Here is a 23,900-nt window from a genome sequence, read left to right as displayed (position 1 = left end):
GCAAAGGTAAGAAGCTTTTCCTGATCTGCAAAACAAAAACAGAAAATATTTTCTGAAGCCTTTTCCTTCCTTCTTTCCCTGCAGGCCAGGTCCAGGCCCCGAGGTCCGCCTCCTCTGAAACGGGATGCAAAGGTAAGCATCTTTCCCGTTCCCGCAAGCACGGCGGCGAAGTTTTTTTTTCGGCGTCTCTTTCAGCCCTTCGGCCTTTCCCGTCCCTGCCGGATGGGGATGCAAAAGTAGCAAACCCCAGCCGCATTCCAAGCGCCAAGCGCAACAATTCTGAGATACTCGCCTAACTCCCTTAGACACAGCAGGATTGTTTTTCGGTGCCCCCTCCTTGGCCCAGCCCCTTGGCCGCAGTCCCCGGGCACAGCTTCTGGGAGGGCTGTTTTATTAGTACAATTGGTGAACTAGCCAGGGCCTGAAGGAAAGGTCTCTCGTCTTTCTGCCCTGCCGCTAGAGATAAACAGCAGGCGCAGCCATGTTTGTTCCCGGACTATAAAGATTTTATTACCATTCGCCCCTGTTTTAGTAAAGCAGATAAATGGTTTCAAACTTAAAAGAGCAACAGAAGCCGGATACAAAAGATCAGATTAGAATCTCTTCTATTTAGCTGCTGTTGCTCCTATTCCATTCATAGGATCAGCTACTAAAAAGCTTTTTTAGACTTTAGGCTTCTTATACAAAGGCACTGTGCTGCAAGGTTCACCATACATGACACTGCTCGCAACAGGCAAGAGCTTCCGCATTATTTCAACATAGGCGTAAGTTGGCACTGGTATGCTTCCGCATCCTTTCACCACCACCTTTGCATCCTGGTACTCCTTCGGGTCAATCTTTGAGATTGCCTCCTGCATCAGCGCCTGCTCTAGAGCCTGTAAGTCGCCGAAGACATAGTAGTTTGCATATGCCTGAAGTTTTGTAGCCAATAGCATGTAGGCCCAAGTCGGCACAATAGCATCGGCAGAACATATTATAGCTACGTTTTTGCCTGCATATGCAGACCAGTCGTTTTCCTTTACAAAGGCTCTGAAATCTTTCTCTTTCAAAATCAGCCCGTGAAAGAGATTATCTTTTATGTCATATACGACACGCTCTCCCGGATGAAGCAACTCCTCCAGGTTTAATGTTACCAGCGCACTTTGCGCCACTTTATTTATCAGCTCTGACATGTCTATATCTAAATCTAATTTACTTTGTTTTTAGTTGGTGCGGTAATGTGCACTTCCTTCAGGTAGAAAGGCTCATAATATGCTACATCCTCAAAAGCCTCCTGTTTGTATTTCTCTAAGGCTAGTCTGCCCACTGGTTTCGCTGAAGGCAAGATACTATTTATAAAAAGGGCATTGGCTACGCCTTTTTTCAGCGACTTTAGCTTGCTGGCTCCACTCCCAAAGAATATAACAGACTGCTCCAACAACTCCTTCTCCAGAAAGCCCTCTGATACAATTACCGGTGCTATAGAAACAACTTCTTCCAGCTTATGATTCAACAAACAGGTGTAAACCTCCATGCGCCTGGCATCTATCATAGGGCAATACAAAAATCTTTCCGGGTTGGGGGTGGCTTCTATAACCTGGGCAGCCAATCCGTGGAGTGTGGAGACTTCAATCAATGGAATATCAAGCGAAAAGCATAAGCCTTTGGCGGCAGAACTCCCTATGCGCAAACCGGTATAGGAGCCTGGCCCTCCTGATACTGCCACTGCTGAAACCTGCTTTAGTTCTACGTTGCAGTTACTGAGCAACTGCGATATCATCACGGTGATGTGCGAAGAGTGAGACTTCTCTATCTGCAGCTCTGAGGAGCCCAGCAATTGCTCGCCTTTATAAAGTGCGACAGAACAAACCGTAGATGAAGTTTCGAGTGCTAACAATAATGGCATGGGTGCGGAAATATTTATGATTAACAAAATTACTCAAAGGCTACCAGAGAAAAAAACACCTTTGCAGCAGAGCCGATAAAGCAAAAAGGGCAGCACCTGTGGCACCACCCTCTTTACTGTCTTCTTACTAAACTACTTTACTTTAAAATAGCTTTGATATTCCTGCGGATCGTTTAGTACACGCTTTGCTGCCAATATATCCGGATCATCGTCGAAGGTCGCTTCTATGTAGCCTTTTTGCAAATAGTAGCGTGAGGCGATTTCTGCTTCCAGCACTTCTTTTATTTCGCTTTTAAACCGCGTCAGGTCATTGGCTTTATTGTGCGACACTTTCTTTTTAATCGCATCGAGGTCGCTTTTAATATCGTCGTAGTGCTTGCCTTCTTTGGCTTTTTCGGCCAGCTCTTTTAGCTCCTCTTCTACCTTGGTGCTATACGAAACATCCTTATCGGCCAGGTAAGTTACAAACTTCTGGTAATCGGCATCAGAGAGTTTAAACTGTCTGGCCGGCGGAATACTGGCATGCTCCAGTTTGTACTTGTTGGCAAAGTCGAAGAAGTAGCCTTTTGAAGCCATGGTTTTCACGATCTCAGAATAGTTGTGCTGTTCCACCTCTACATCGGGGCTAACACCACCTCCATCGTACACAGTACGTCCGCTGGCAGTTTTAAAAGCCACTTTTAGCGAATCCGGAATTTGCGCCACACTGCCATCTTCGTTGCGGTGGGCATAATCGATGGCCTGTATACAACGGCCGCTTGGAATATAATATTTGGCAGTAGTAACTTTCAACTGCGAGTTGTATGACAGTGGGCGCGTAGCCTGCACCAGTCCTTTGCCAAAGGTTCTCTCTCCTACTAACACAGCTCTGTCGTAGTCCTGCATAACGCCGGCCACAATCTCAGAGGCGGAGGCGCTGCGGGAGCTTGTCAAAATAACGAGCGGAATTTCTTTATCTAACGGTTCATCCAGGGCTTTATAGGTCTTGTTCCATTCCTTTACTTTGCCCTTGGTGCTTACAATGTCTCTGCCTTTATCTACAAACACATTAGAAATGTTAACGGCCTCGTGCAGCAAACCTCCCGGGTTGTCGCGCAGGTCGAAAATGATCTTTTTAGCTCCTTGCTCTTTCAGCTTCTGCACAGCATTTTTTACTTCCTTACCCGCATCCATAGTAAAACCAGATAGCTGGAAGTAACCGATTTCATCGTCGATCATGCCGGCATACGACACATTGTCTACATTGATGTTGGCGCGGGTAAGCTCTACTGCCCTGGCTTTGGTCTGGCCATAGCTGCGCACTTCAAGTTTAAGTGTGGTGTTGGCCTGTCCTTTCAGGAGTTTGCTTACCTCCGATGAGTTTTTACCAGTTACTGTAACGCCATCTATCTTCACGATCTCATCTCCTATGTTAAGCCCGGCCTTATGTGCGGGCGAATCCTCATAGGGCATCTGCACCACTACCTTTCCATCGCGGGAACCTACCAATGCGCCAATACCGCCGTACTGGCCGGTAGTCATGGTTCTGAAATCCTCAATATCGTCTTCGGGAATATAATTGGTGTAAGGATCCAGCGACTTGAGCATCGCATCTATACCGGTACGCACCAGTTTGGCTGGCGGCACATCATCCACATAATAGGTGTTTACTTCTTTAAAGAGCGTGGCAAAAACGTCCAGGTTCTTAGCTATTTCGAAGAAACGCTCAGAATCGGATTTAAAGGAGACTAACCCGATGGCAAGGCAGCCAAGGAGAAAGCCTGCAATAGATTTCTTATACATATATTTCCTATTAGGGAGATGTTCGGTAAAGACTACTTTATCAAACAACGTTCCAAACCGGAAATTAGTTTTTTCTGTATGAATTCGAAGGATTTTTTTTCTTTACCAATGTAAAGAATACCTAGCAAGCGGGGAGCTTGCGCTGGAGCAGCGTTAAAGATGTGCTTGTTCAGGCGATATGCCTCCCGGATCTGACGCTTGAGGCGGTTGCGATCGGTAGCAAGTTTAAAGGTGCGCTTGGGTACCGTTACAAGTAACTGGGTAACCTCAGGCATGGGTCCCGGCGGTGTATGGTAGATAAACCGCAGCGGATATACATTAAAGGAAGAACCCTTGCTAAACAGCAGCCCAATAAGGCGCTTACTGCACAAGCGTTCTTCTTTTTTAAATGTATAGGAAGTGGGTTGCTCTGCTGCTATATGTTGAGTAGCTGGATCCATCGTCATAACGCGGTTCCAGGCTGAGCAAAGCGCAACCTAAAACTAAGCTTTGTGTTTTTTCTCGTCAGAAACAGTTAGTCTCTTTCTGCCTTTAGCTCTTCTGCTAGCTAATACTCTTCTTCCGTTTGCAGTCTCCATTCTAGATCTGAAACCGTGTTTATTTCTTCTTTTTCTCTGAGAAGGCTGGAATGTTCTTTTCATCGTCTGCCAATGGTTTTATTATGGCCTGCAAAAGTAGTAAACCTTTAATTAAGAAGCAACGCCACTGTAGTTTTTTTGAAAAATATCTTAAAAGTTGCCTGCTATGCCAACCCAACAGCCTTTGTTCCCTTACAACAGCAGCAGCAGGAAGCTTGTCTGGACCACAGATTAAAAGGATTGATGAATTATACGGATTGAAAAATTGGCTCCTAGGGTCTGCGTATTCCGAAAAACCCTATTAATCTAGGATTCAAAAATTATCCTAATGATTTTGCCCTTCTAAAGGTTTTTCAGCAAAAAGCACCTTAGGGTATGTAAAAGACTCCACCAGGTTTTATTGAATATCCGTAGCTACCACAGATATGAGTCGCTTAAATAATTTCTACTTTTGAATATCTAATTATAAAGGCATGATTTACTACCACCTCTCCTACACCAATGCGCTTAGCAACTTTCTTACCATCCGAATTACCATACCCGATAACAAGGAGCAGGAGTTGTACCTGCAGCTGCCAGCCTGGCGGCCCGGGCGCTATGAGCTCCAAAACTTTGCACAAAAGCTTGGTAAGGTGAGCGCCACAGTAAATGGTGAGGCAGTAAGTGTAAACAAAATAACCAAAGATAAATGGGTGCTTAAACATGCGGCGGCAGGGCCAGTAGAGGTAGTATATAACTTTTATGCGCGGCAAATGGATGCGGGCGGCTCCTGGCTTGATGAGCAGCAGCTGTACCTGAACCCCATAAACTGCCTGATGGCGGTAGAAGGCAGAGAGGAGGAGCCATGCCAGCTGCAACTGGCGCTGCCAGACTCTTACGAAATCGCCTGCGGCCTGGAGCAGCCGGAGAAGTTCACGCTGCAGGCTCCAGATTACCACGTGCTTGTGGATTCGCCTTTGATCGCCAGCGCCAGCCTGCAGCACAGTAAATACGAAGTAAACGGTCTCCCCTTCTACATCTGGTTTCAGGGCGAATGCACACCTGACTGGCTCAGAATAAAAGCAGATTTCGAAGCTTTCACAAAAGAGCAACTGGAGCTGTTTGGAGACTTTCCGGTAAGCGAATACCATTTTCTGAACCAGATACTGCCGTACCGCTACTACCATGGCGTGGAACATGCTAACTCCACTGTTATTACCCTGGGGCCTGCAGAACTGCTCATGTCGTGGGGGTTGTACAAGGAGTTTGTAGGTGTAAGCTCGCACGAGCTATTCCACACGTGGAACATTAAAAAAATTCGCCCCGTGGAAATGCTGCCTTACGATTATACACAGGAAAACTATTTCCGCACCGGCTACATCGCCGAAGGCATTACCACCTACTACGGCGATTACCTGCTGGCCAGGTCCGGCTTCTTTACGGCAGCACAATATTTTGAAGAGCTGAACACAACGCTGCAGCGCTACTTCGCCGACTACAGTCGCCTCAACCTTTCCGTAGCCGATTCGAGCTTCGATTTGTGGCTCGATGGATACAAGGCAGGCATACCTGATCGCAAGGTTTCGATTTATGTGAAAGGAGCCCTTACCGCCCTGCTCCTGGACCTGCAGCTCCGGCAAGCCACCAACAACCGCGCTACTTTAGACCAGGTGCTGGTGCGACTCTGGAATGACTTCGGCAAACAGAACACGGGCTACTCGGACCAGGATTACGAGCGACTGGTAGACGAAGTAGCCGGCACGTCTTTTAAGGCTTATTTTGAGCACTATATTTATGGGACTACTCCTATAGAAGCTGCCTTAGCCGAGGCCCTGCCTTTTGTAGGGTGCACCTTGCAAAAGACAGAAAGCCAGCTGCTGACAGAGCAACTCTATGGCTTTAAAACAGTGGCAGATGGCACAGCAGTAAAAGTAACGGCCATAGCACCAGACTCACCTGGCAGCCAGGTACTGAGCGTAGACGATGAACTCATTGCCCTCAACGGCCGCAAACTGGAGCAGAACCTGCAGCCCCTTCTCTCCACCACCGACACAGCTGCTCCTGTGGCTATCACCTTCTTCCGCGACAAACACCTCCGCAAGGTGCACCTGCAACCAAACGGACAAACCTACTATTCTAAATACAGCATCGAAAAACGAACAGAAGCAACCGAACAGGAGCAGGAGAACTTTAAACTGTGGCTGAAGCAGGATTTCTTTAATTAGAAATTCAAAATTAGAAATTAGGAATGGCGGGGCTTGAATGTTTTGACTATTCCTACAGTTTGTAATTTATTGCGATAGAGCCTATATAGCAATGCCATCCACTCAAGGGATTTTAACAGTCATCCCGAGCGTAGCCGAGGGAACTAAAAGGTAAAAGCCGGTATTAATTAAATTCTTCTACAATCGAGGGCCCCTACCCCCAGCTCAGAATGACCTGATCCAAAAATTAAGTTGACGACATTAACCCTTGAGGCTTTTTAATTCAAAATACCTCTGGAAGGGGATTTTCATTAGAATAATTTCTGAATTGCAGATGAAACAGACTAACCCTTGAGAACTTCCAGCCAGAAAGGTCTCCGGAAGGGCAAAACCATTAGAATAATCAGAAATCAACCTTGATTAAACAGCAGCTTCAGGTAGAAAGACGGCTGGCGGAGGCGTTCGCGCAGGTCCAGGTCGTTGAACATGCAGGAGATGGTTTCGGCGAGGGTGGCGTTTTTGGAGGCTTTGGCTGCTACCTGGTCGAAGAGCCAGGGATAGTGCAGCAGTTTTTGCATCTGGCGGCTCAGCTTCAGCTCTTTCCAGAGGCGGTTGTATACAGCTTTGTCGTAGCCCAGCATAAATTCTGCCGAGAAGTTTTGTTGCTGCAAACAAAGCGCCGCCTGCTCCGCTGCCCATCGCCCGCTGATCATGGCATTGCTGATGCCTTCGCCCGTAAACGGATCTATGAGCGAAGCGGCATCTCCTACCAGCATATAGCCTTTACCCGAGATCACACGCTTTTTGCTTCCCAGAGGCAGACCGTAACCTTTAATATCACCTACCGGCTCTGCACCTGCAAAACGATCTTTGAGTGCCGGGTGCGTTTCGATCATCCGCAACATCTCTTTCTTCAGGTTTATTTTGCGGCGGCTCACCTCGTTGCTCAACATACCTACCCCCACATTGGCGCGGCCGTTAGGCAGCGGGAAAATCCAGAAATAACCCGGCAGAAAATCTTTCAGGAAGTGTAGCTCTATAAAGTTGTCTTTGTCCAGACCGGCCACTCCTTTATAGTAAGCGCGCAAACCGGCACAGTAATGCGCCGGCTCCTGCTGTATGCCGGCCGTGTGACGGGCAAAAGCAGAGTGAGCACCATTCGCAGGTATCAGCAGCTTCGCGCTTAGCTGTACTTTTCCGCTTCTATCTATTAGCACATGCCGCCCCTCCTGTTCCTGAATCGAATTAATGTCTACGCCTTCCAGCAGCGTGATCTCCGGCCGCTTCTTTACTTCGCTTATTAGGAAATTATCAAAATCCAGGCGCTTGAGGATGTGCCCGGCAGGAGTATGAGCAGCTGTGTTGTAGTTGAGTTTAAAAGGCACGCTAAGTTGGTGCCCGCCCGGCGATATAAAATGGATGCCCCACGAAGGCAGCTGACTTTGCTCCTGTCGCAGCAAGTCGGGCAGCTCCTGTGAGATTCGCTTCAGCTCGTTAACTACTTTACCGCTCAAAGCATCGCCACAAATTTTATCGCGCGGAAAAACTGCCTTATCTATCAATACAGACTGAATGCCTTTCTGTGCCAGGTGCAAGGCAGCGGTTGCGCCTCCGGGTCCAGCACCTACAATACAAATGTCTACTTCCTGCATAAGCAAGGCTGCGCCAAATAAAAAATTAGAAATTCAAAATTAGAAATAGCTGTATCCGCACTTTATTCAACTGCCGCCAATTAGACTTCAGCCAGATAGAAAATCAGTTTAGCCTGTCTCTACGGTATGGTCGCTGAAATTAGAAAATATCTGTGGCTTTACAAGTGGCAGCCATAGGCCAGACTACCCCTGCTCCCGCAGAAAGCCCGCGTTTTGGTTAGCCTATATTAAAAAGACTCTTATATTTGCCATCTAAACAAACAGTTATAAGTCTCCGGCTTTGTATTTTAAATAGCAGGGCCTGACTTTAGGTTTTAGAACAACGTTTTTTTGAGTTTCAGACAGCTTCGTTAGCAATTTTTGAAGGAAGCTTCAATGGCAATGATAATCTTGCAGAAACCTGGCTTAGACAATTATAAATCTTAAATTTGCGATTATAAACTATAGTAACCGCTTATTGCGGTACTATAACTTAAACTAAGAGAACAACATGACAACAAAAACAGCGAAAATTGCTTACACTATAACCGACGAAGCTCCTGCTCTGGCAACGTATTCTTTTTTGCCCATCGTGAAAACGTTCACGCAGGCGGCTGATATTGCTGTTGAAACAAGAGACATTTCCCTTGCTGGCAGAATTCTGGCCAATTTCCCGGAGAACCTGACCGATAGCCAAAAAGTAAACGATGAACTGGCTTACCTGGGCGAACTTGCCAAAACACCGGAGGCCAACATCATTAAACTTCCAAATATCAGCGCCTCTATTCCGCAATTAACAGCTGCTATAAAAGAGCTGCAGGGCCAGGGCTACAATATTCCGGATTACCCGGCAGACCCTAAAACTGATGCTGAGAAAGAAGCAAAAGCCCGTTATGCCAAAGTATTAGGCAGCGCCGTGAACCCAGTTCTGAGAGAAGGAAACTCCGATCGCAGAGTGGCAGAGGCTGTAAAGCAGTACGCTAAAAAGAACCCACACTCTATGGGTGCCTGGACATCTGACTCCAAAACACATGTAGCCCACATGACCGACGGCGACTTCTACGGCACAGAGCAATCGGTGGTATTAGAAGAGGCTGGCGAAGTGAAGATTGAATTTGTTGGAACCGACGGAAGCACAAAAACTTTAAAAGAAGGCTTAAAGCTGAAAGCAGGCGAGGTAATAGACTCTTCTGTGATGAGCAAAAAAGCGTTACGCGCCTTCTTCGAAAAAGAAATTGCGGATGCCAAAGCCTCTGGCGTGCTGCTCTCCCTCCACCTGAAGGCCACTATGATGAAGGTATCGGACCCTATTATGTTCGGACATGCGGTTACTGTTTTCTTCAAAGATGTATTTGAGAAACACGCTGCCGTGTTCAAAGAACTGGGTGTAGATGCCAGCAATGGCCTGGGTGATGTATATGCGAAAATCAAAAACTTACCAGAAGATCAGCGTGCCGCCATAGAAGCAGACTTAAACGCTGCCAAAGAAAACGGTCCTGCGCTTGCCATGGTAGATTCTGACAAAGGCATTACAAACCTTCACGTACCAAGCGATGTAATTATTGATGCCTCTATGCCGGCTGCTATTCGCTCTTCCGGTAAAATGTGGGGAGCCGATGGCAAACTGCACGACACCAAAGCCATTATCCCGGACCGTTCTTATGCGGGTATTTACCAGGAAGTGATTAAGTTCCACAAAGAGAACGGCGCTTTTGATGTAACAACCATGGGCACAGTGCCAAACATTGGCCTGATGGCACAGAAAGCAGAGGAGTATGGCTCACACGACAAAACGTTCCAGATGACGGAGAGCGGTACTGTACGTGTAGTAGATGCTGCTGGCAACTCCTTAATGGAGCATAAAGTGAAGGAAGGCGATATCTTTAGAATGTGCCAGACCAAAGACCTGCCTATTCAGGACTGGGTGAAGCTGGCCGTTACCAGAGCCCGCATTACCAACACGCCTGCTATTTTCTGGCTCGATCCGCAAAGAGCACACGATGCTAACCTGATTAAAAAAGTAGAGCGTTACCTGCAGGACCACGATACCAATGGCCTGGAAATTAAAATCATGTCGCCTGTAGAAGCCATGCGCTACACTTGTGAGCGTGCTAAAGCGGGTAAAGACACTATTTCTGTAACCGGTAACGTACTCCGCGATTACCTTACTGACTTGTTCCCGATTCTGGAGCTTGGCACCAGCGCTAAAATGCTTTCTATTGTGCCATTGCTTGATGGAGGTGGCTTGTTTGAGACAGGTGCCGGTGGTTCAGCCCCTAAGCACGTGCAGCAGTTCGTAGAAGAAAACTACCTGCGTTGGGATTCTTTGGGTGAGTTCCTGGCACTGGCTGTTTCTTTGGAAGACCTGGCTTACAAAACCAAAAACGAAAAAGCCGAGGTATTAGCAGAAGCCCTAAACCAGGCCAACAGCAAGTTCCTGGAAAACGATAAGTCGCCAGCCCGTAAAGTAGGCCAGATCGACAACCGCGGAAGCCACTTCTACCTGGCGCTGTACTGGGCACAGGCACTGGCCGAGCAAACCAAAAACCAGGAGTTAAAAGACAGATTCACCAAACTTGCCAACGAACTAACCGAGAACGAAGGCAAAATTGTAGATGAACTGATCTCTGCTCAAGGCAAACCAGTAGAGTTAGGCGGCTACTACCACCCAGATGTTGAAAAAGCTGAAAAAGCCATGCGACCAAGCGAAACGCTGAATGCTGCTCTAGCGAATTTCTAATTAGAAGCTGATAATGTATAAACGGCTGCCTGAGGAAACTCAGGCAGCCGTTTTTGTTGTGAGGATATAGTATGGGTGAAGCTGTACCAGCCTTTTGTTTGAACAGTAGCTCTATTATTTACTTATCCACCATTATCTGTTGAAATCAACAAAATTTGTATGTTTAGTATTGATATCCGTTTGCCAGCCAGAATCATAATTCAATGAAAAGGACCTTTCTTATGCCGTTAATCCTGCTGACATTGGGTTGCAGCAGTCAAAATGAAGAACAGCCTTCTACAAATGAAGCATCCACTTTTGAAGGCACAAAGCAAGGTGGAGCCGGAGAAGAAAATTACGGGCAATCTACTTTGTATGCTCTAGTGGAAGCAAACGCAGAAGACTTCAGTAAAGCGGCTGCGAACAAAGACATTGGCTTCAGCATGGGCAAAGATGATGCGCGCAAGGTTAATGGTGTGATCAATCTAAAAATAAGTGGGAAGTGGAAACCATTAGAGGTTTTTAGAGATACGCTGCTAAATACAAATCACCCTAAAACTAGAGAGTATAGATATTTAGGTCGGAATAAAGATATAAACAAATACCTTGTGGCAGGCACTTCCTACAAAGACTATCAGACTTACCTTGTCGACATAGATACAGGGGAGATAATGGCAACAACCTGGACTGAACCGATTGTCTCACCAGACAAGAGATACTTGGCTAATGTCTCTTTACCCACTGCTATGGAACCATCACCGAACGGAATACAGGTTTGGAAGGTAGCTGAACAGGGTAGGACAAAAACCATAGAGCAATATATTGAGATTGAACAGCAGGAATGGGAGCCTTTCGAAATGTATTGGGAATCTTCAAGGTTTATCATCATAAAGATGATTCCAATGAAAAAATATGCATTACTTCAAGGCGAGCCAAAACAGGATGATTTCTCTTATTTGAGATTAACAATTAAATAAAATTGGCTACGAGTAAGGTTTACTGACCAATGCCTCTTCCACACCAGCACGAAAACCAATACCGGGACATGAAGGTATAATTCCCCCGCTGGTGCGAGCTTGTAGCTCGTATCTCTAATCCTCTAAAATTAAAGGAAGAGGTACGAAGCTACAAGATCGATTGAGCATCACACCTAAGTCATAAAAGCATGAAAAAGCCTCTGGAAGGCTATTTTCATTTAAATAATTCAGAAACTCAAGTAGCTGCACAGGGTAAAGATCATGGAAATTAAAAAATTAGAGGCAAAAGATATTGAGCCTACTGTAGAGCTTTGGTATAAAGTTTCAGTGACGGCACATCCTTTTGTGCCGGCAGCTTACTGGAGAAACAATAAAGAAGCAATGGCTACTATCTATTTGCCAACCTCAGAAACATACGTTTCAATAGAAGATGATAAAATTGTAGGTTTCATTGCTATGGCTGAGAATTATTTAGCGGCACTTTTTGTCGACAATAAGCTTCAAGGAAAAGGAATAGGAAAAACACTATTGAACTTTATAAAAGGTAAACGGACAGTTATTCATCTCAAAGTATTTAAGAAAAATATTAAGAGCATAGAATTCTATCAAAGTCAATGTTTCAATATTGTATCTGAAAATAAAGATAAAGAAACAGGAGAATTAGAGTTTCTGATGGAATGGAGGAAAAACCCTGCCCACACTGGAGTAACCTTGTAGCCCATATCGTTCACTTACTTCAGCTTTAAATTTTTAAATAAAGAAAACAATTTTTATATAAGAAGTGTAAATTTCAACTAAAGCTATACTATTGATGCTTTAACGTTTTGTTTCCAGAATTAAAAATAAGGATATGAAGACAATCACTTTACAAATTCTACCTAAGAGTGAAGACTTACTTCACTTGCTTCAGAATGAAATTTCAGGCTCTTTTTCATGCAAGGTAAGTGAGGATAATAAAAACATTCATATCCTGATTAAGAAGTCTCGTTTCTTAAGTACAAAAATTCTCGCTCATGAAAATGTAGTAACAATTGAAGGTACATTTACCTCAAAAATACTTTCACTGTTTGCTTCTGTATTTAGCGTTACCTACTTAAACCTATATCCTTTCTTAAGCCAGCCTTGGAACAAAATGGAAGAAGAAGCCTACTTGACACTTGGCAAAATCAAGAATTAGACGGGGCCTTGAACATTAGAATTAACCGTCACCCGCTGGTGCGAGCTTATAGCTTGTACCCATGCATCAAACTTGTATCATAAAAGTACAGTAGTTATTTCCCTCATTCACACTTCTCCAACACCATAAAAGCCAATCCCTTTATCCTAACCTTTGAAATAATAAAATCCGGTTCTGAGCGCCTTCCAGAGAAACGAGCAGAACCGGACTGATTACTGTTGGGGCTAAAAGAGAGAGTTTAGAATTTTACAATATATAAAGTATTACCATCTACCTGAGTGCCTTTAGTTGGCGACAAAGTTTTTTGTTTAATTTTAGTTGTAGGATCAGACCAAATAGCAAAATCATCATCGTTGATAACACCTAACGTATTCTGATTTATGAGCCACATGCCTTCCAACTTGTCGTGTGGGTAGTTGCCCAAGGCCGACATCAAATCCACAGCCAGTGCTTTCTTTACAGGTTTAATGTTGGCAGCGGCCAGTTCTTCCCAGGTATTTGCTTCCAGTGCTTTGTCGTTTATAAGCATCCCGTTTATAGCATTAAAGTCACCTGAAACATCGGTCGCTTCCGAAATATCAATCTTATAGATGTGCTTCATAACGCTACCGTCTGCACTGAATTTCTGATCCCGCTCCACCACTAAAAACGCTGTACTGCTAAGGGCAGTTATTTCTGAGTTAGAGTTGTCGTTCAGTTCCTGCCTGTACAGGTACTGCTTGGTTTGGCCAGTTGCAATATCAAAGGTTACAAGGCGGGTGAGTGTTTTGTTTATGGCAGCAGCGTTTGAAGGGTTGTAAAGCCTGGACTGCATAATACCAACAAGTGTTTTTTCGTTGGGCGTGATGGCCAAACCTTCCATGCCCCTGTTTGCCCATCTTTTTTCGAATACGGCAGGCAATTTTCTATTGCCTGTTTGTAAGTTCAGCGGGCTTATGCGCTCAATCTCTTTCCCATCAGCCGCAACGTGTACAATATGAGGCCCATACTCATCTGATACCCAAAAGGTGCCATCTTTCATGGCCACCAATCCCTCCGGGTCAAGTCCGTAATCATCATAGGCCAGCACGTTGTTGTTCAGGTCGTACGGAATTTCGCCTGTAGCTCCTTTGCCAGCCGGGTTAGGGCGTCCGCTGATATTCTTCCCGGATGGATCTTTTAAAAGTATCTCTCCCAGCTTTTCAATAGTGCCATCGCTCTTTAACCTAAAGTGCCCTATCCGGGGAGTATAATCAGGCACTGGGAAATATTTACCTCCCGTAGCGTCGGCATTCGGGCCACGATCCGTTAAAGCGTAAAATTCGCCGGCATGTGTAGGATGCGCAACAGCAGCTGAGCCAAAGCCTCCGTTTCGGATGCTGGTATTATTTTCGGTACTTAAAACGGTATAAGGAATGGCAGCCCCTGCATTACTGAGTTCGGGTACCACAAACTTTACAGGTTCTTCGTTATCGTTCTTACAGGCGCTGAACAGACCTACAGCACAAAAAGTAAGTAGTAAAATGTTCTTCATCATTTGTTTTTAATGCATTTAGAGCCTTCAAAACTACTGCAGGAACATTTCTTTAATATTAGCACCTAATGAAGTCTATATTACCATATGTTAATATAATCAGCAAAAAAGCTATTTTACAACCTTAATGCATTTAGGCCAAGCACCTCTATCTGGTGCGGGTGCATTTTCTCCCTAGAAATTATAAACAAGGTACGAGCTACAAGCTCACACCTGCATCAGGCCTAAACCATGAAATGCTGAAAATGCCTTCTGAAGTCCATTTTCATTTAAATAATTCAAAACCAAAAACAGCCGTAACAAAAGAGGCAGCCAATTTCGGCTGCCTCTTCTTATCAATAATAAATTATGCTAATGATTTTGCCCTTCCGGAGCTGTTAGTAGCCGAAAATCTCTTCGAGTTGCAGCTGTTTTACTTTGCCATACTTTGCCAGCTCTTTAAAGTTCAGGCGGTCTTTTGAGCCAATTACCAGAATGGCTTGTGGCTGACCTTTGATAAACTTCTGCTGAAACTCCTGCAGCTGTGAGAAAGTTAGGCTGTTAGCGCTCTCGTACACATCGCGGCGAATGTCATAGTCGAGGCCGAGGCGCTTGGCCCGCTCGTAGTCGAACAAAATAGACGATTTGGTGATTCGCTCCGAAGAAATGCTGTTGCGCAAGGAGGCTTTAGCAATGGCAAAATTTTCGTCGGCCAGTGGCATGTTGGTAAGCAGTTCCTGCATCCCCACCATGGCTTCTGGCAGCTTATCGGCCTGCGTTCCGATGTACGACAGGTTATAATTAGAGCGATCTTTTTTAGAGGCCAGGCTATAGGCAGAGTAAGCAGAGTAAGCCAAGGCCTTAGATTCCCGCAGCTCCTGGAATACAATTGACGACATGCCACCGCCAAAATACTCGTTGTAGAGGCGTGCTGTTGGCACCATAGTCTTGTCGTAAGGCAGCGATTTGGTAAGGAACAGCATCTCCGCCTGCACCATGTTGTAATCTACCCAGTATACTGCCGGCTGCTTAATCTCCAGCTCCGCAAATTCTTTTTCGGCAGGTACAGGCTTCAGCTTCGCAGGTACCTGGTGGCCGGTGTTAAGAGCAGCTACCAAGTCATTTGTTTCACGTGGACCATAGTACAGCACACGGTGCTCATAAGTCGGGATGCTCTTGATAATAGTTACCAGTTCCTGCGGTTTCACAGCTTTCAGCTGCTTTTCGGAAAGATTGGTTGTGAAAGGATTTTTTGAGCCATATTTAGCAAAGTTTACCAGCGCCTGGTTCAGAATCACGCTCTTGTTGAGCTTGGCATCGGCACGGGACTTAAGCATTCCGGCCACCATGTCATCCAGAGCAGCTTTGTCTGGTTTTGGGTTTTGCAGCGTGTTTTCGAACAGTGCCAGCGCTTGTTCAAAGTTCTCATCTAATCCTGAGAGTGTTACATACACCTGATCGCCGGAAGTAGACACGTTAAAGGAAGTGCCGAGCTTGAAAAACTCCTTCTTCAGCTCTTCCGCACTGAACTTGTCGTTGCCCAGGTAGCGCAGGTAATTTACGGCCATGCCCAGCTTCGGATCGTTGTTGGTACCCATGTCCAGGATGTAGTAGAGCTGGAACAAACCATTTTCCTTGTTCTGGGTGTAGAGCAGCGGAATATCGTTCTTCAGCTTTGCCTCTTTTATGTCGGCTTTGTAGTCCACAAAAACAGGCGACAGTGCAGGCGCATCTTCTGCCATGAAGGTTTTGTAGTAGGCCGATTGCGCATCGCGGTTAACAGGCACCGGTGTAATGGTCGGTTTCTCTACCTTGGCAACCTCGGCATTTTTGTCGGTGCGTTTGTATACGAGCACATAGTTGTCGTTGAGGTATTTGTTGGCCACTTCCATTACATCCTGCTTCGTAATTTTAGCAAATTCCTCCGGGCGGTTAACATACCTTTTCCAGTCGATGTCGTTCACAAAGGCCGTAACAAAGGCATCTGCCCGGCTATTGTTGTTTTCATACTCCTGCATCAGGGTAATTTTGTAATCATTCACGACAGCCGGAATAAGCCAGTCATCAAACTTACCTTGCTTTACCATCTCCACTTGAGCCAGTAAAAGCTTTTTCACCTCATCGAGGCTCTGGCCCTGCCGTGGCGAACCACCCAACCTGAAAACAGAATAGTCTTTCATCTGGTTGTCGTAGCCATAAGCCTGCAGCACCTTTTGCTGTTGGTTCAGGTTCAGGTCTATGAGTCCGGCCTGTCCGTTGTACAGAATATTACTGATCATGCTCAGCACCAGCGCATCGCGGGAGTTCATGCCGGGGAAACGGTAACCAATAGCGATAGACTCCGCACTTGGACCTTTCACCTCCTTCACAATGGGCTGCGCAATAGGTTTTTCCTGAGCTACGGTAAAAGCAGGCACTGGCTTATTTTTCAGTTTGCCAAAGTGCTTGTCTATAACACGTATCGTTTCGTCAAAATCGATGTCGCCGCTCAGCGCTACAGCCATGTTATTCGGCACGTAGTACTGGTCGAAGTACTTTTTGATTTCGGTAATAGAGGGATTTTTAAGGTGCTCGATGGTGCCGATGGTAGTCTGGGTGCCGTACTGGTGCTCCTGGAACAAGCCAGAGTTGAGCGCTTCGTACATTTTCCATCCATCATTGTCGAGGGAGCGGTTTTTCTCTTCGTATACTGCCTCCAGTTCCGTGTGGAACAGGCGCGGCACCAGCTCACCAAAGCGATCTGCCTCCAGCGCCACCCAACGCTCCAACTGGTTAGCCGGAATGTCGTTGGTGTACACTGTTTGCTCTACAGAGGTGTAGGCATTAGTACCTTTGGCTCCTATGGCTCCTAATATTTTATCGTACTCGTTGGCAACGGCAAAAGTGGCTGCAACGCCAGAAATGCTGTCTATCTGGTGGTAGATTTTTTTGCGAGCAGCCGGATCGGTGGTATTACGGTGCTGCTCATACAGCGCCTCAATCTTATCCAGCTCCGCTTTTTCCTTCTCCCAGTTCTGTGTGCCCAGCTGGGTAGTGCCTTTAAACACCATGTGCTCCAGGTAGTGCGCCAGACCAGTGGCATCGGCCGGGTCGTTTTTGCTGCCCGCCTTAACAGCAATATAAGTCTGGATGCGCGGTGCGTCTTCGTAATCCGTCAGGTACACTTTCAAGCCGTTATCTAGGGTATAGATGCGGGCGTTTAGCGGGTCGTTGGGAGCAGTTTCGTATTTATATTCTTTCTCGGCCGGTGCAGCAATTGCAGTGGCCGCGTCAGCAGCAGACTGCGACTGGTAGGCTTCGGTCTTACATTGCGTAAACGTGAAGGCTAACGCAATCAGGAACAAGGACATTCCTTTTTTCATGAGTATAGATGTTAGGTGCTTGAAGTTAGATACTAGATGTTAGATAATAGATGCTAGCACAGAAAAGACCTCGCAGTGTGCGCAGCTCCTGCGAACGTCTGAGCGTTTGTCTGAATCATGGATTAGACGGATGAAAGAATTTCACAGATTGGAAAAACTAGAATCCTAAATTCCGTGCAATCTGCATAATACAATTCAATCTATGATTCAGAAATTATTCAGATGAAAACGGCCTTCCGGAGGTATTCTTTGCTAATTATGCTAAGGGTAAAAATTAGCCGCGCGTTCTAAGGCTAAAACTGTCATAATTTCTATTTTTTGGCCCTTACCCCAAGAGTTTGTAGAATGATAATTACAGACATTCTCCCAATCACTTATCCACTCTTTCAAAATTCCTCAACCAGGCACAGCCTCTAAGCAAATATAAACTTTTCCGGAACTAAAAATCTGTGTCTAAGCCGAAACGCTGTTTTATATCGACGAGTATCGGGAATTTCTCGGCCAAGTAATTAAACTTATCCTGCGAGGTGTACAGTTTTCTGCCTTCGTCCTGCACCTCCATTACCTCAGCGCGCAGCTTTATGCTGCGGTTCTGCAGACGCTCCTTCAGCTCCTGCAGCAAGCCGGGACGCACGCTGGCAAACTGATCTATCAGCACAGGGTTCTCTACATGCAGCAGCACCTCGTTCTCGTCGCTGATGTGGTAGGGGCGGTTCAGGAGCGTAAACTCCATCATGTTCTCCGACTTCTTTCGGCGTAGAATATCGGCCCACACTGAGCGCAGTTTAGCTGGGTCCACAGGCGCAATGGCACCCTTATATACCTCTTCCTCCTCCTCGGCAGTAGCCACGGCAGCAACAGGGTTTTGGGTTTGCTGCTGCAGATCTTTCAGACTAGGAATTTTGCTCAGCTTCTTTTGCGGCGGCACCGGCACCGATGGGCGCTGCATGGCTGCTACTGGAGGCGCTGTAGCTGCCTGTGGTGGAGCCAGGTGCGCATCGGGGGTTACCTGCTGCGGCTGTGGTGGCTGTTGCAAACCAGCAGATGGCACAGGTGCCGGAGTTGGCTGCGGCTGCGATGGCTGCTGCATAGCCGCTGAAGGCACAGAACCTGCCACCGGCTGCTGCAGCTGCGCAGAAGGCACAGGGGCGGCACCTGGTGTTGCAGTAGAGGCCGGTGCCGGAGCCGCTACATTAGCTTTTTTTGTCGCTGCGCCGTTTACTGCTCCCTCTTGGGCAAAGCTGAGTGCTGCATTCAGATGCGCCATTTTCATGAGGCACAGTTCCACGTGCAGGCGCTGGTTTTTGCTGCTCTTGTAGTGCATGTCGCAGGTGCTCACTAGGTTCAGGCCCGACAGCAGAAACGACACCGAAGCCCTTGCCGACTGATCAGCATACTTGGCCTTTACATTATCCGATACCTCCAGCAACTGCACTGTAGCAGCATCTTTACAAACGAGCAAGCTACGGAAGTGCTCGCCAATCCCGATCAGGAAGTTGTGCGCATCGAAACCGTTCTTCAGAATCTCGTCAAAGAGCAGCAGCGAGCCAGACAGGTTCTGCGTGAGCAGAAAATCGGTGAGGCGCATATAATAATCGTAGTCGAGAATGTGCAGGTTATCAACAGTGGCGCGGTAGGTAATATTGCTACCCGAAAACGTCACCATTTGGTCGAAAATGGATAGCGCGTCGCGCAAGGCACCATCGGCTTTTTGCGAGATCAGGTGCAGCGCGTCCGGTTCGGCTTGTATATTCTCCTTGCTGGCAATATTACCGAGGTGCCGCACCATGTCCTCGATCCGGATACGGTTAAAGTCAAAAATCTGGCAGCGCGACAGAATGGTAGGAATAATCTTGTGCCGCTCGGTGGTGGCCAGAATAAAAATGGCGTAAGATGGCGGCTCCTCCAGCGTCTTCAGAAAGGCGTTGAACGCCTGGTTCGAGAGCATGTGCACCTCATCTATGATATAGATCTTGTACTTGCCCGACTGTGGCGCATACCGCACCTGCTCCACCAGGTTCCGGATGTCCTCCACAGAGTTGTTAGAAGCTGCATCGAGCTCGTGTATGTTAAAGGAGCTGTTGTTGTTAAAGCTGCGGCAGGACTCACACTCGTTGCAGGCTTCGGCTTCGGGCGTGATGTTCTGGCAGTTAATGGTTTTGGCTAAAATACGTGCGCAGGTGGTTTTGCCCACCCCTCTCGGCCCACAGAAAAGAAATGCCTGCGCCAAATGGTTGCTGCTGATGGCATTTTTGAGGGTGTTGGTTATATGGTGTTGCCCCACCACGCTGTCGAACGTGGCCGGACGGTATTTACGCGCTGATACTACAAAATTTTCCATTACTACAAATATAATCAATCTGAAGCTGAGATGGGAGGGCTTTTTATCCAGTAGTTTTCCAGAGAGTTATCCACCAAAAGCGATGTGGATAAGAGGAGCCAAAGCTGTATTAAAAGCAAAAGAGAGGCTGCCTTTGCAGACAGCCCCTCTTTCGGTTGAAGCATATATAATTGTATACTATTTTTTCTTGTAAGGCATGTTGTTACCGCCTTGGGCTAAGTTCCGATTCGGGTTCTGCACCTTTGCGTCGTCGGCCTGTTGTATTTTCTGAGAAGGGTCTATGGCTACCTGGTCAGTAAAGCCTTCCTGTTGGCGCTTGTTCTCTGTCTGGCCAGTCACTTGCTTTTCAGACTGTTTCTGTAATCTTTCTTTGTTTTTATCTTTATCCTCGCTCATAGTCTTTTCTATCTTTAGTGTACCTTCTTTTACACTTCCGGAAGGGAGATGGTTACAAAGACTTTTTTATCTGAATCTTTATATAGGGTCCATACCCCAAGGATTTATTAGGTTTCAGCAATACCAAGATATTTTTTTCTGAATTTATTCTAATGAAAAAGCCCTTCCAGAGGCTTTTTGCTGCTGGAAGGGCTTAGGGTCGAAACAGGCCGCAAGGGCTGACCATGACCATTTATAACTTCTAATTTCTAATTTGGCGCAGCCTAAGCCAATTCTGTATCAAAAGCCACCAGGTTTACAAACTGCTGTACGCGCTGCTGTATCTCTTCTTGGCTCAGGTTGATGATTCGCTCGGTTCCGAATTTTTCTACGCAGAAAGAAGCCAAAGCAGAACCATGGATAACGGCACGCTTCATACTTTCGAAACTGATGTTGTTGGTGCTGGCCAGGTAACCGGCAAAGCCACCTGCAAAGGTGTCGCCAGCTCCGGTTGGGTCAAATACTTCTTCCAGCGGAAGCGCTGGCGCAAAAAACACTTTATCCTTGTGAAACAGTAGCGCTCCGTGCTCTCCTTTTTTAATGATCAGGTACTTAGGCCCCATTGCCATAATCTTTTTAGCAGCCTTAGCCAAAGCATAATCGCTACTTAACTGCCGCGCCTCCTCATCGTTTATAGAAAGCACATCTACCAGGGCGATGGTTTGCTTCAGTTCTTCCAGGGCAATGTCCATCCAGAAGTTCATGGTGTCCATGATAATCAGCTTCGGGCGCTGCTCCAGGCGCTCAATTACAGTACGCTGCACCTGCGGGGCAAGGTTGCCCAGCATCAGGAACTCGCAGCCCTGGTAGCTTGCAGGCACTACCGGATCAAAATTGGCCAGCACGTTCAGCTCTGTCACCAAGGTTTCGCGGCTGTTCATATCGTTAAAGTAGCGGCCAGACCAGAAGAAAGATTTCTCATTTTCCTTTACCTGCACGCCATCAGTGTTTACGCCACGCTTGTGCATCAGCTGGATGTGCTCCTGATCAAAATCACCACCTACTACCGACACCACATTTACAGGATTTACAAAGTAAGAGGCCGATAAGGCTGCGTACGTAGCAGCACCTCCAATAATCTTATCTGTTTTTCCGAATGGCGTTTCCAGAGCATCAAACGCCATGGATCCAACTACTAATAAGCTCATTTTTTAATGTTGAATGGTTTACTTGTTAAACGGTTGAACCACAATTTAACAAGGCAGCAATTTAGCAAAAAAATAAAAAGCCCTTGAAGTTTCTGCTTCAAGGGCTTGGGGTGGAAGATGGGGCTCGAACCCACGACCCCCAGAATCACAATCTGGTGCTCTAACCGACTGAGCTACAACCACCGTGTCTCGTAATGAGTGTGCAAATATACGCAGGTTCGCTGTAAATGCAATACCTGTCGCACTTTTTTTGACAAGAATTTTAATTTGATTTGCAAATTCTACTTTAAATCTCTGATTAAAAGTAGCTTATTTTTTCAATTTTTCGCCACACCAGGGGCAGTAGTTAATGAGTACCATAGACGTTCCACCATCATGAATAGGAATTCCAAATAAGCCTTCATCCCATTTATTAATTATAACATCCACAGCGCCATACCGTATTTCCCCATTATCATCTAAGCTACTGTCCACATTATCTGCCATCATCAGGCAACAATAGTTCTGGTAGTCAAAACCTTTCTTTTTCAGTTTTTCAGTTGTAGCCCAATTATAGCAGTCTTCATTTTCGTGCATTGCATCCGAATAGGCATTATACTCTGCCGATTCCAAAGCTTCTCTTGGTAAGTCCTTTTGAGAAAAATATGCATGTAACTCTTTAAATCGCTCCAGATCCATGTCTATTTGTAAGAACTCACTACCGATCGAACAGCATACGCTCTCCTTTTTTGCTCTCATCGAAGGTGCCATTGGCAAAAGCCAGGTGCCCTGAAACAAGCGTATGTGTAACAGTAGCAGCAAATGTTTTGCCTTCCAGAGGCGACCAACCACACTGGTACAAGATGTTGTCTTTGCTCACGGTGTAGGGTTTGTTCAGGTCAACCAGCACCAGATCAGCCCAATATCCTTCGCGTATGTAGCCACGCTCCCGAATGTTGAACAGAATGGCAGGCGCATGGCACATTTTCTCCACCACTTTCTCCAGTGTTAGCTTACCTTCTTTCACAAACTCGAGCATCAGCTGCAGCGAGTGTTGTACGAGTGGCACGCCAGAGGGAGCTTTTTTATACTTGCCCTGCTTTTCTTCCCAGGTATGGGGGGCATGGTCGGTGGCAATAATGTCGAGCTTGTCGTTGAGGAGGCCCTGCAGCAGTGCTTTTTTATGCCGAGCCTCTTTTACGGCAGGATTACACTTTATCTGGCTTCCCAGCGTGTCGTAATCTTCTTTATCGAACCACAGGTGATGCACGCATACCTCTGCCGTAATTCGTTTCTCCTGCAGTGGAATGTCGTTCTGGAATAGCGCCAGCTCCTCTTCAGTGGAGATGTGCAGGATGTGCAGGCGCGTATTATGCTTCTTCGCCAGCTTTACCGCCATAAAAGACGATTTAAAACAGGCGGCTTCGTTACGGATTTCGGGGTGACATTTTACCGGAATGTCTTCGCCATACTTTTCCTCATAAATAGCCATGTTGTCGCGAATGGTCTGCTCGTCTTCGCAATGCACGGCAATAGGAAGCAGCGCTTTTTTGAAAATCTGCTCCAGCGTTTCGGCATTGTCTACGAGCATATTGCCAGTAGAGGAGCCCATAAATATTTTAATGCCACATACGGTGCTGGGGTTGGTGAGCATCACCTCGGCTAGGTTGTCATTAGTCGCTCCCATAAAAAAAGAGAAATTGGCCAGCGAGGTATTGGCAGCAATGTCAAACTTATCTTGTAGCAGCTCCTGCGTTACGGCATTGGGCACCGTATTGGGCATTTCCATAAAAGAAGTAACGCCGCCTGCCACAGCAGCCCGAGCCTCAGAGGCAATGGTAGCTTTGTGTGTAAGGCCCGGCTCCCTGAAGTGCACCTGGTCGTCGATAACGCCGGGCAGCAGATGCAGACCGGAGCCATCTATGGTTTCGTCGGCATCGGCTGCGATATGTTGCCCTATCTGCGCAATGCGACCTTCTTTTACCAGTACGTCGGCAGTGGTAGTGGTGCCTTCGTTTACGAGTTGTGCATTTTTTATCAGGATCACTTTCATGCCGCTAAGATACAGCATGCCGGGCTTAATCCACAGCTATGAGAGTGGATTTGTGCTGAAAGCCAGGCAAAACAGGCTAAGCAGCTCCAAGATATGTGTAACTGATGCAACACCTAAAGAGTACATAGCATCAGACATTATAAATAAATTACTAGCTA

General features: G+C 46.5%; 18 protein-coding genes and 1 tRNA gene. 5 read left to right on the top strand and 14 right to left on the bottom strand.

Annotation, left to right across the window (positions count from 1 at the left end; genetic code table 11):
• Positions 1-662 precede the first annotated feature (662 nt).
• The 5 genes from ACMA1I_RS11450 to rpmH form a co-directional block, all read right to left on the bottom strand.
• The gene (locus ACMA1I_RS11450) at positions 663-1,172 is read right to left on the bottom strand and encodes a DUF2480 family protein (RefSeq protein WP_337068472.1); all 510 of its coding nucleotides are present in this window, start codon (positions 1,170-1,172) and stop codon (positions 663-665) included.
• Between the two features lie 14 nt (positions 1,173-1,186).
• Complete coding sequence (gene tsaB, locus ACMA1I_RS11445; RefSeq protein WP_337068470.1) at positions 1,187-1,885, bottom strand: tRNA (adenosine(37)-N6)-threonylcarbamoyltransferase complex dimerization subunit type 1 TsaB; 699 nt, start codon at positions 1,883-1,885, stop codon at positions 1,187-1,189.
• 132 nt (positions 1,886-2,017) lie between these two features.
• Positions 2,018-3,667: a S41 family peptidase gene (locus ACMA1I_RS11440; RefSeq protein ID WP_337068469.1), complete on the bottom strand. Its 1,650-nt coding sequence runs from the start codon at positions 3,665-3,667 to the stop codon at positions 2,018-2,020.
• A gap of 32 nt (positions 3,668-3,699) precedes the next feature.
• A complete protein-coding gene (locus ACMA1I_RS11435) occupies positions 3,700-4,113 on the bottom strand; it encodes a ribonuclease P protein component (protein ID WP_337068468.1) in 414 nt (137 codons plus the stop codon).
• Positions 4,114-4,149: 36 nt separating this feature from the next.
• Positions 4,150-4,308, bottom strand: coding sequence for a 50S ribosomal protein L34 (gene rpmH, locus ACMA1I_RS11430; protein WP_337068467.1), 159 nt, complete (start codon positions 4,306-4,308; stop codon positions 4,150-4,152).
• Between the two features lie 410 nt (positions 4,309-4,718).
• Between rpmH and ACMA1I_RS11425 the strand changes: the two genes are divergently transcribed.
• A complete protein-coding gene (locus ACMA1I_RS11425; protein WP_337068466.1) occupies positions 4,719-6,449 on the top strand; it encodes a M61 family peptidase in 1,731 nt (576 codons plus the stop codon).
• Positions 6,450-6,838: 389 nt separating this feature from the next.
• Here ACMA1I_RS11425 and ACMA1I_RS11420 read toward each other — a convergent pair whose 3' ends face one another.
• Positions 6,839-8,080: a geranylgeranyl reductase family protein gene (locus ACMA1I_RS11420; protein ID WP_337068465.1), complete on the bottom strand. Its 1,242-nt coding sequence runs from the start codon at positions 8,078-8,080 to the stop codon at positions 6,839-6,841.
• 490 nt (positions 8,081-8,570) lie between these two features.
• Here ACMA1I_RS11420 and ACMA1I_RS11415 point away from each other — a divergent pair, with 490 nt between their 5' ends.
• From ACMA1I_RS11415 to ACMA1I_RS11400, 4 genes are all read left to right on the top strand, one after another.
• Positions 8,571-10,799, top strand: a complete 2,229-nt coding sequence (locus tag ACMA1I_RS11415) for an NADP-dependent isocitrate dehydrogenase (protein WP_337068464.1) — start codon at positions 8,571-8,573, stop codon at positions 10,797-10,799.
• A gap of 203 nt (positions 10,800-11,002) precedes the next feature.
• Positions 11,003-11,755 (top strand): hypothetical protein, encoded by a 753-nt coding sequence (locus tag ACMA1I_RS11410; protein WP_337068463.1) that lies wholly within the window; start codon positions 11,003-11,005, stop codon positions 11,753-11,755.
• Between the two features lie 261 nt (positions 11,756-12,016).
• The gene (locus ACMA1I_RS11405) at positions 12,017-12,472 is read left to right on the top strand and encodes an N-acetyltransferase (RefSeq protein WP_337068462.1); all 456 of its coding nucleotides are present in this window, start codon (positions 12,017-12,019) and stop codon (positions 12,470-12,472) included.
• Positions 12,473-12,605: 133 nt separating this feature from the next.
• Positions 12,606-12,932 carry a hypothetical protein gene (locus ACMA1I_RS11400; RefSeq protein WP_337068461.1) on the top strand — a complete coding sequence of 109 codons (327 nt, stop codon included), beginning with the start codon at positions 12,606-12,608 and terminating at the stop codon, positions 12,930-12,932.
• Positions 12,933-13,170: 238 nt separating this feature from the next.
• Here the strand turns inward: ACMA1I_RS11400 and ACMA1I_RS11395 are convergent, their stop codons facing one another.
• The 8 genes from ACMA1I_RS11395 to ACMA1I_RS11360 form a co-directional block, all read right to left on the bottom strand.
• Positions 13,171-14,448 carry an esterase-like activity of phytase family protein gene (locus ACMA1I_RS11395; protein ID WP_337068459.1) on the bottom strand — a complete coding sequence of 426 codons (1,278 nt, stop codon included), beginning with the start codon at positions 14,446-14,448 and terminating at the stop codon, positions 13,171-13,173.
• A 374-nt stretch (positions 14,449-14,822) separates the two neighbouring features.
• Positions 14,823-17,786 (bottom strand): M16 family metallopeptidase, encoded by a 2,964-nt coding sequence (locus ACMA1I_RS11390; RefSeq protein ID WP_337068458.1) that lies wholly within the window; start codon positions 17,784-17,786, stop codon positions 14,823-14,825.
• Between the two features lie 439 nt (positions 17,787-18,225).
• A complete protein-coding gene (locus tag ACMA1I_RS11385) occupies positions 18,226-20,127 on the bottom strand; it encodes a DNA polymerase III subunit gamma/tau (protein ID WP_337068457.1) in 1,902 nt (633 codons plus the stop codon).
• Between the two features lie 177 nt (positions 20,128-20,304).
• A complete protein-coding gene (locus ACMA1I_RS11380) occupies positions 20,305-20,523 on the bottom strand; it encodes a hypothetical protein (RefSeq protein ID WP_337068456.1) in 219 nt (72 codons plus the stop codon).
• Between the two features lie 263 nt (positions 20,524-20,786).
• Complete coding sequence (locus ACMA1I_RS11375) at positions 20,787-21,710, bottom strand: PfkB family carbohydrate kinase (RefSeq protein WP_337068455.1); 924 nt, start codon at positions 21,708-21,710, stop codon at positions 20,787-20,789.
• 106 nt (positions 21,711-21,816) lie between these two features.
• A tRNA-His gene (locus ACMA1I_RS11370) sits at positions 21,817-21,893 on the bottom strand.
• A gap of 126 nt (positions 21,894-22,019) precedes the next feature.
• Positions 22,020-22,388, bottom strand: coding sequence for a DUF6980 family protein (locus ACMA1I_RS11365; RefSeq protein ID WP_337068454.1), 369 nt, complete (start codon positions 22,386-22,388; stop codon positions 22,020-22,022).
• A 19-nt stretch (positions 22,389-22,407) separates the two neighbouring features.
• Positions 22,408-23,742 (bottom strand): dihydroorotase, encoded by a 1,335-nt coding sequence (locus ACMA1I_RS11360; protein WP_337068453.1) that lies wholly within the window; start codon positions 23,740-23,742, stop codon positions 22,408-22,410.
• Positions 23,743-23,900 lie beyond the last annotated feature (158 nt).

This window comes from Pontibacter sp. 13R65, assembly GCF_047525655.1.
Taxonomy (GTDB): domain Bacteria; phylum Bacteroidota; class Bacteroidia; order Cytophagales; family Hymenobacteraceae; genus Pontibacter.
The sequence above is the reverse complement of the archived record's forward strand: the minus strand, read 5'-3'. Positions and strand labels throughout refer to the sequence as shown.

What these genes read in the sequence shown, in the direction of transcription:
- ACMA1I_RS11450 (WP_337068472.1), bottom strand. Translation starts at nt 1,172, where the DNA reads ATGTCAGAGCTGATAAATAAAGTGGCGCAAAGTGCGCTGGTAACATTA.
- tsaB (WP_337068470.1), bottom strand. Translation starts at nt 1,885, where the DNA reads ATGCCATTATTGTTAGCACTCGAAACTTCATCTACGGTTTGTTCTGTC.
- ACMA1I_RS11440 (WP_337068469.1), bottom strand. Translation starts at nt 3,667, where the DNA reads ATGTATAAGAAATCTATTGCAGGCTTTCTCCTTGGCTGCCTTGCCATC.
- ACMA1I_RS11435 (WP_337068468.1), bottom strand. Translation starts at nt 4,113, where the DNA reads ATGACGATGGATCCAGCTACTCAACATATAGCAGCAGAGCAACCCACT.
- rpmH (WP_337068467.1), bottom strand. Translation starts at nt 4,308, where the DNA reads ATGAAAAGAACATTCCAGCCTTCTCAGAGAAAAAGAAGAAATAAACAC.
- ACMA1I_RS11425 (WP_337068466.1), top strand. Translation starts at nt 4,719, where the DNA reads ATGATTTACTACCACCTCTCCTACACCAATGCGCTTAGCAACTTTCTT.
- ACMA1I_RS11420 (WP_337068465.1), bottom strand. Translation starts at nt 8,080, where the DNA reads ATGCAGGAAGTAGACATTTGTATTGTAGGTGCTGGACCCGGAGGCGCA.
- ACMA1I_RS11415 (WP_337068464.1), top strand. Translation starts at nt 8,571, where the DNA reads ATGACAACAAAAACAGCGAAAATTGCTTACACTATAACCGACGAAGCT.
- ACMA1I_RS11410 (WP_337068463.1), top strand. Translation starts at nt 11,003, where the DNA reads ATGAAAAGGACCTTTCTTATGCCGTTAATCCTGCTGACATTGGGTTGC.
- ACMA1I_RS11405 (WP_337068462.1), top strand. Translation starts at nt 12,017, where the DNA reads ATGGAAATTAAAAAATTAGAGGCAAAAGATATTGAGCCTACTGTAGAG.
- ACMA1I_RS11400 (WP_337068461.1), top strand. Translation starts at nt 12,606, where the DNA reads ATGAAGACAATCACTTTACAAATTCTACCTAAGAGTGAAGACTTACTT.
- ACMA1I_RS11395 (WP_337068459.1), bottom strand. Translation starts at nt 14,448, where the DNA reads ATGATGAAGAACATTTTACTACTTACTTTTTGTGCTGTAGGTCTGTTC.
- ACMA1I_RS11390 (WP_337068458.1), bottom strand. Translation starts at nt 17,786, where the DNA reads ATGAAAAAAGGAATGTCCTTGTTCCTGATTGCGTTAGCCTTCACGTTT.
- ACMA1I_RS11385 (WP_337068457.1), bottom strand. Translation starts at nt 20,127, where the DNA reads ATGGAAAATTTTGTAGTATCAGCGCGTAAATACCGTCCGGCCACGTTC.
- ACMA1I_RS11380 (WP_337068456.1), bottom strand. Translation starts at nt 20,523, where the DNA reads ATGAGCGAGGATAAAGATAAAAACAAAGAAAGATTACAGAAACAGTCT.
- ACMA1I_RS11375 (WP_337068455.1), bottom strand. Translation starts at nt 21,710, where the DNA reads ATGAGCTTATTAGTAGTTGGATCCATGGCGTTTGATGCTCTGGAAACG.
- ACMA1I_RS11365 (WP_337068454.1), bottom strand. Translation starts at nt 22,388, where the DNA reads ATGGATCTGGAGCGATTTAAAGAGTTACATGCATATTTTTCTCAAAAG.
- ACMA1I_RS11360 (WP_337068453.1), bottom strand. Translation starts at nt 23,742, where the DNA reads ATGAAAGTGATCCTGATAAAAAATGCACAACTCGTAAACGAAGGCACC.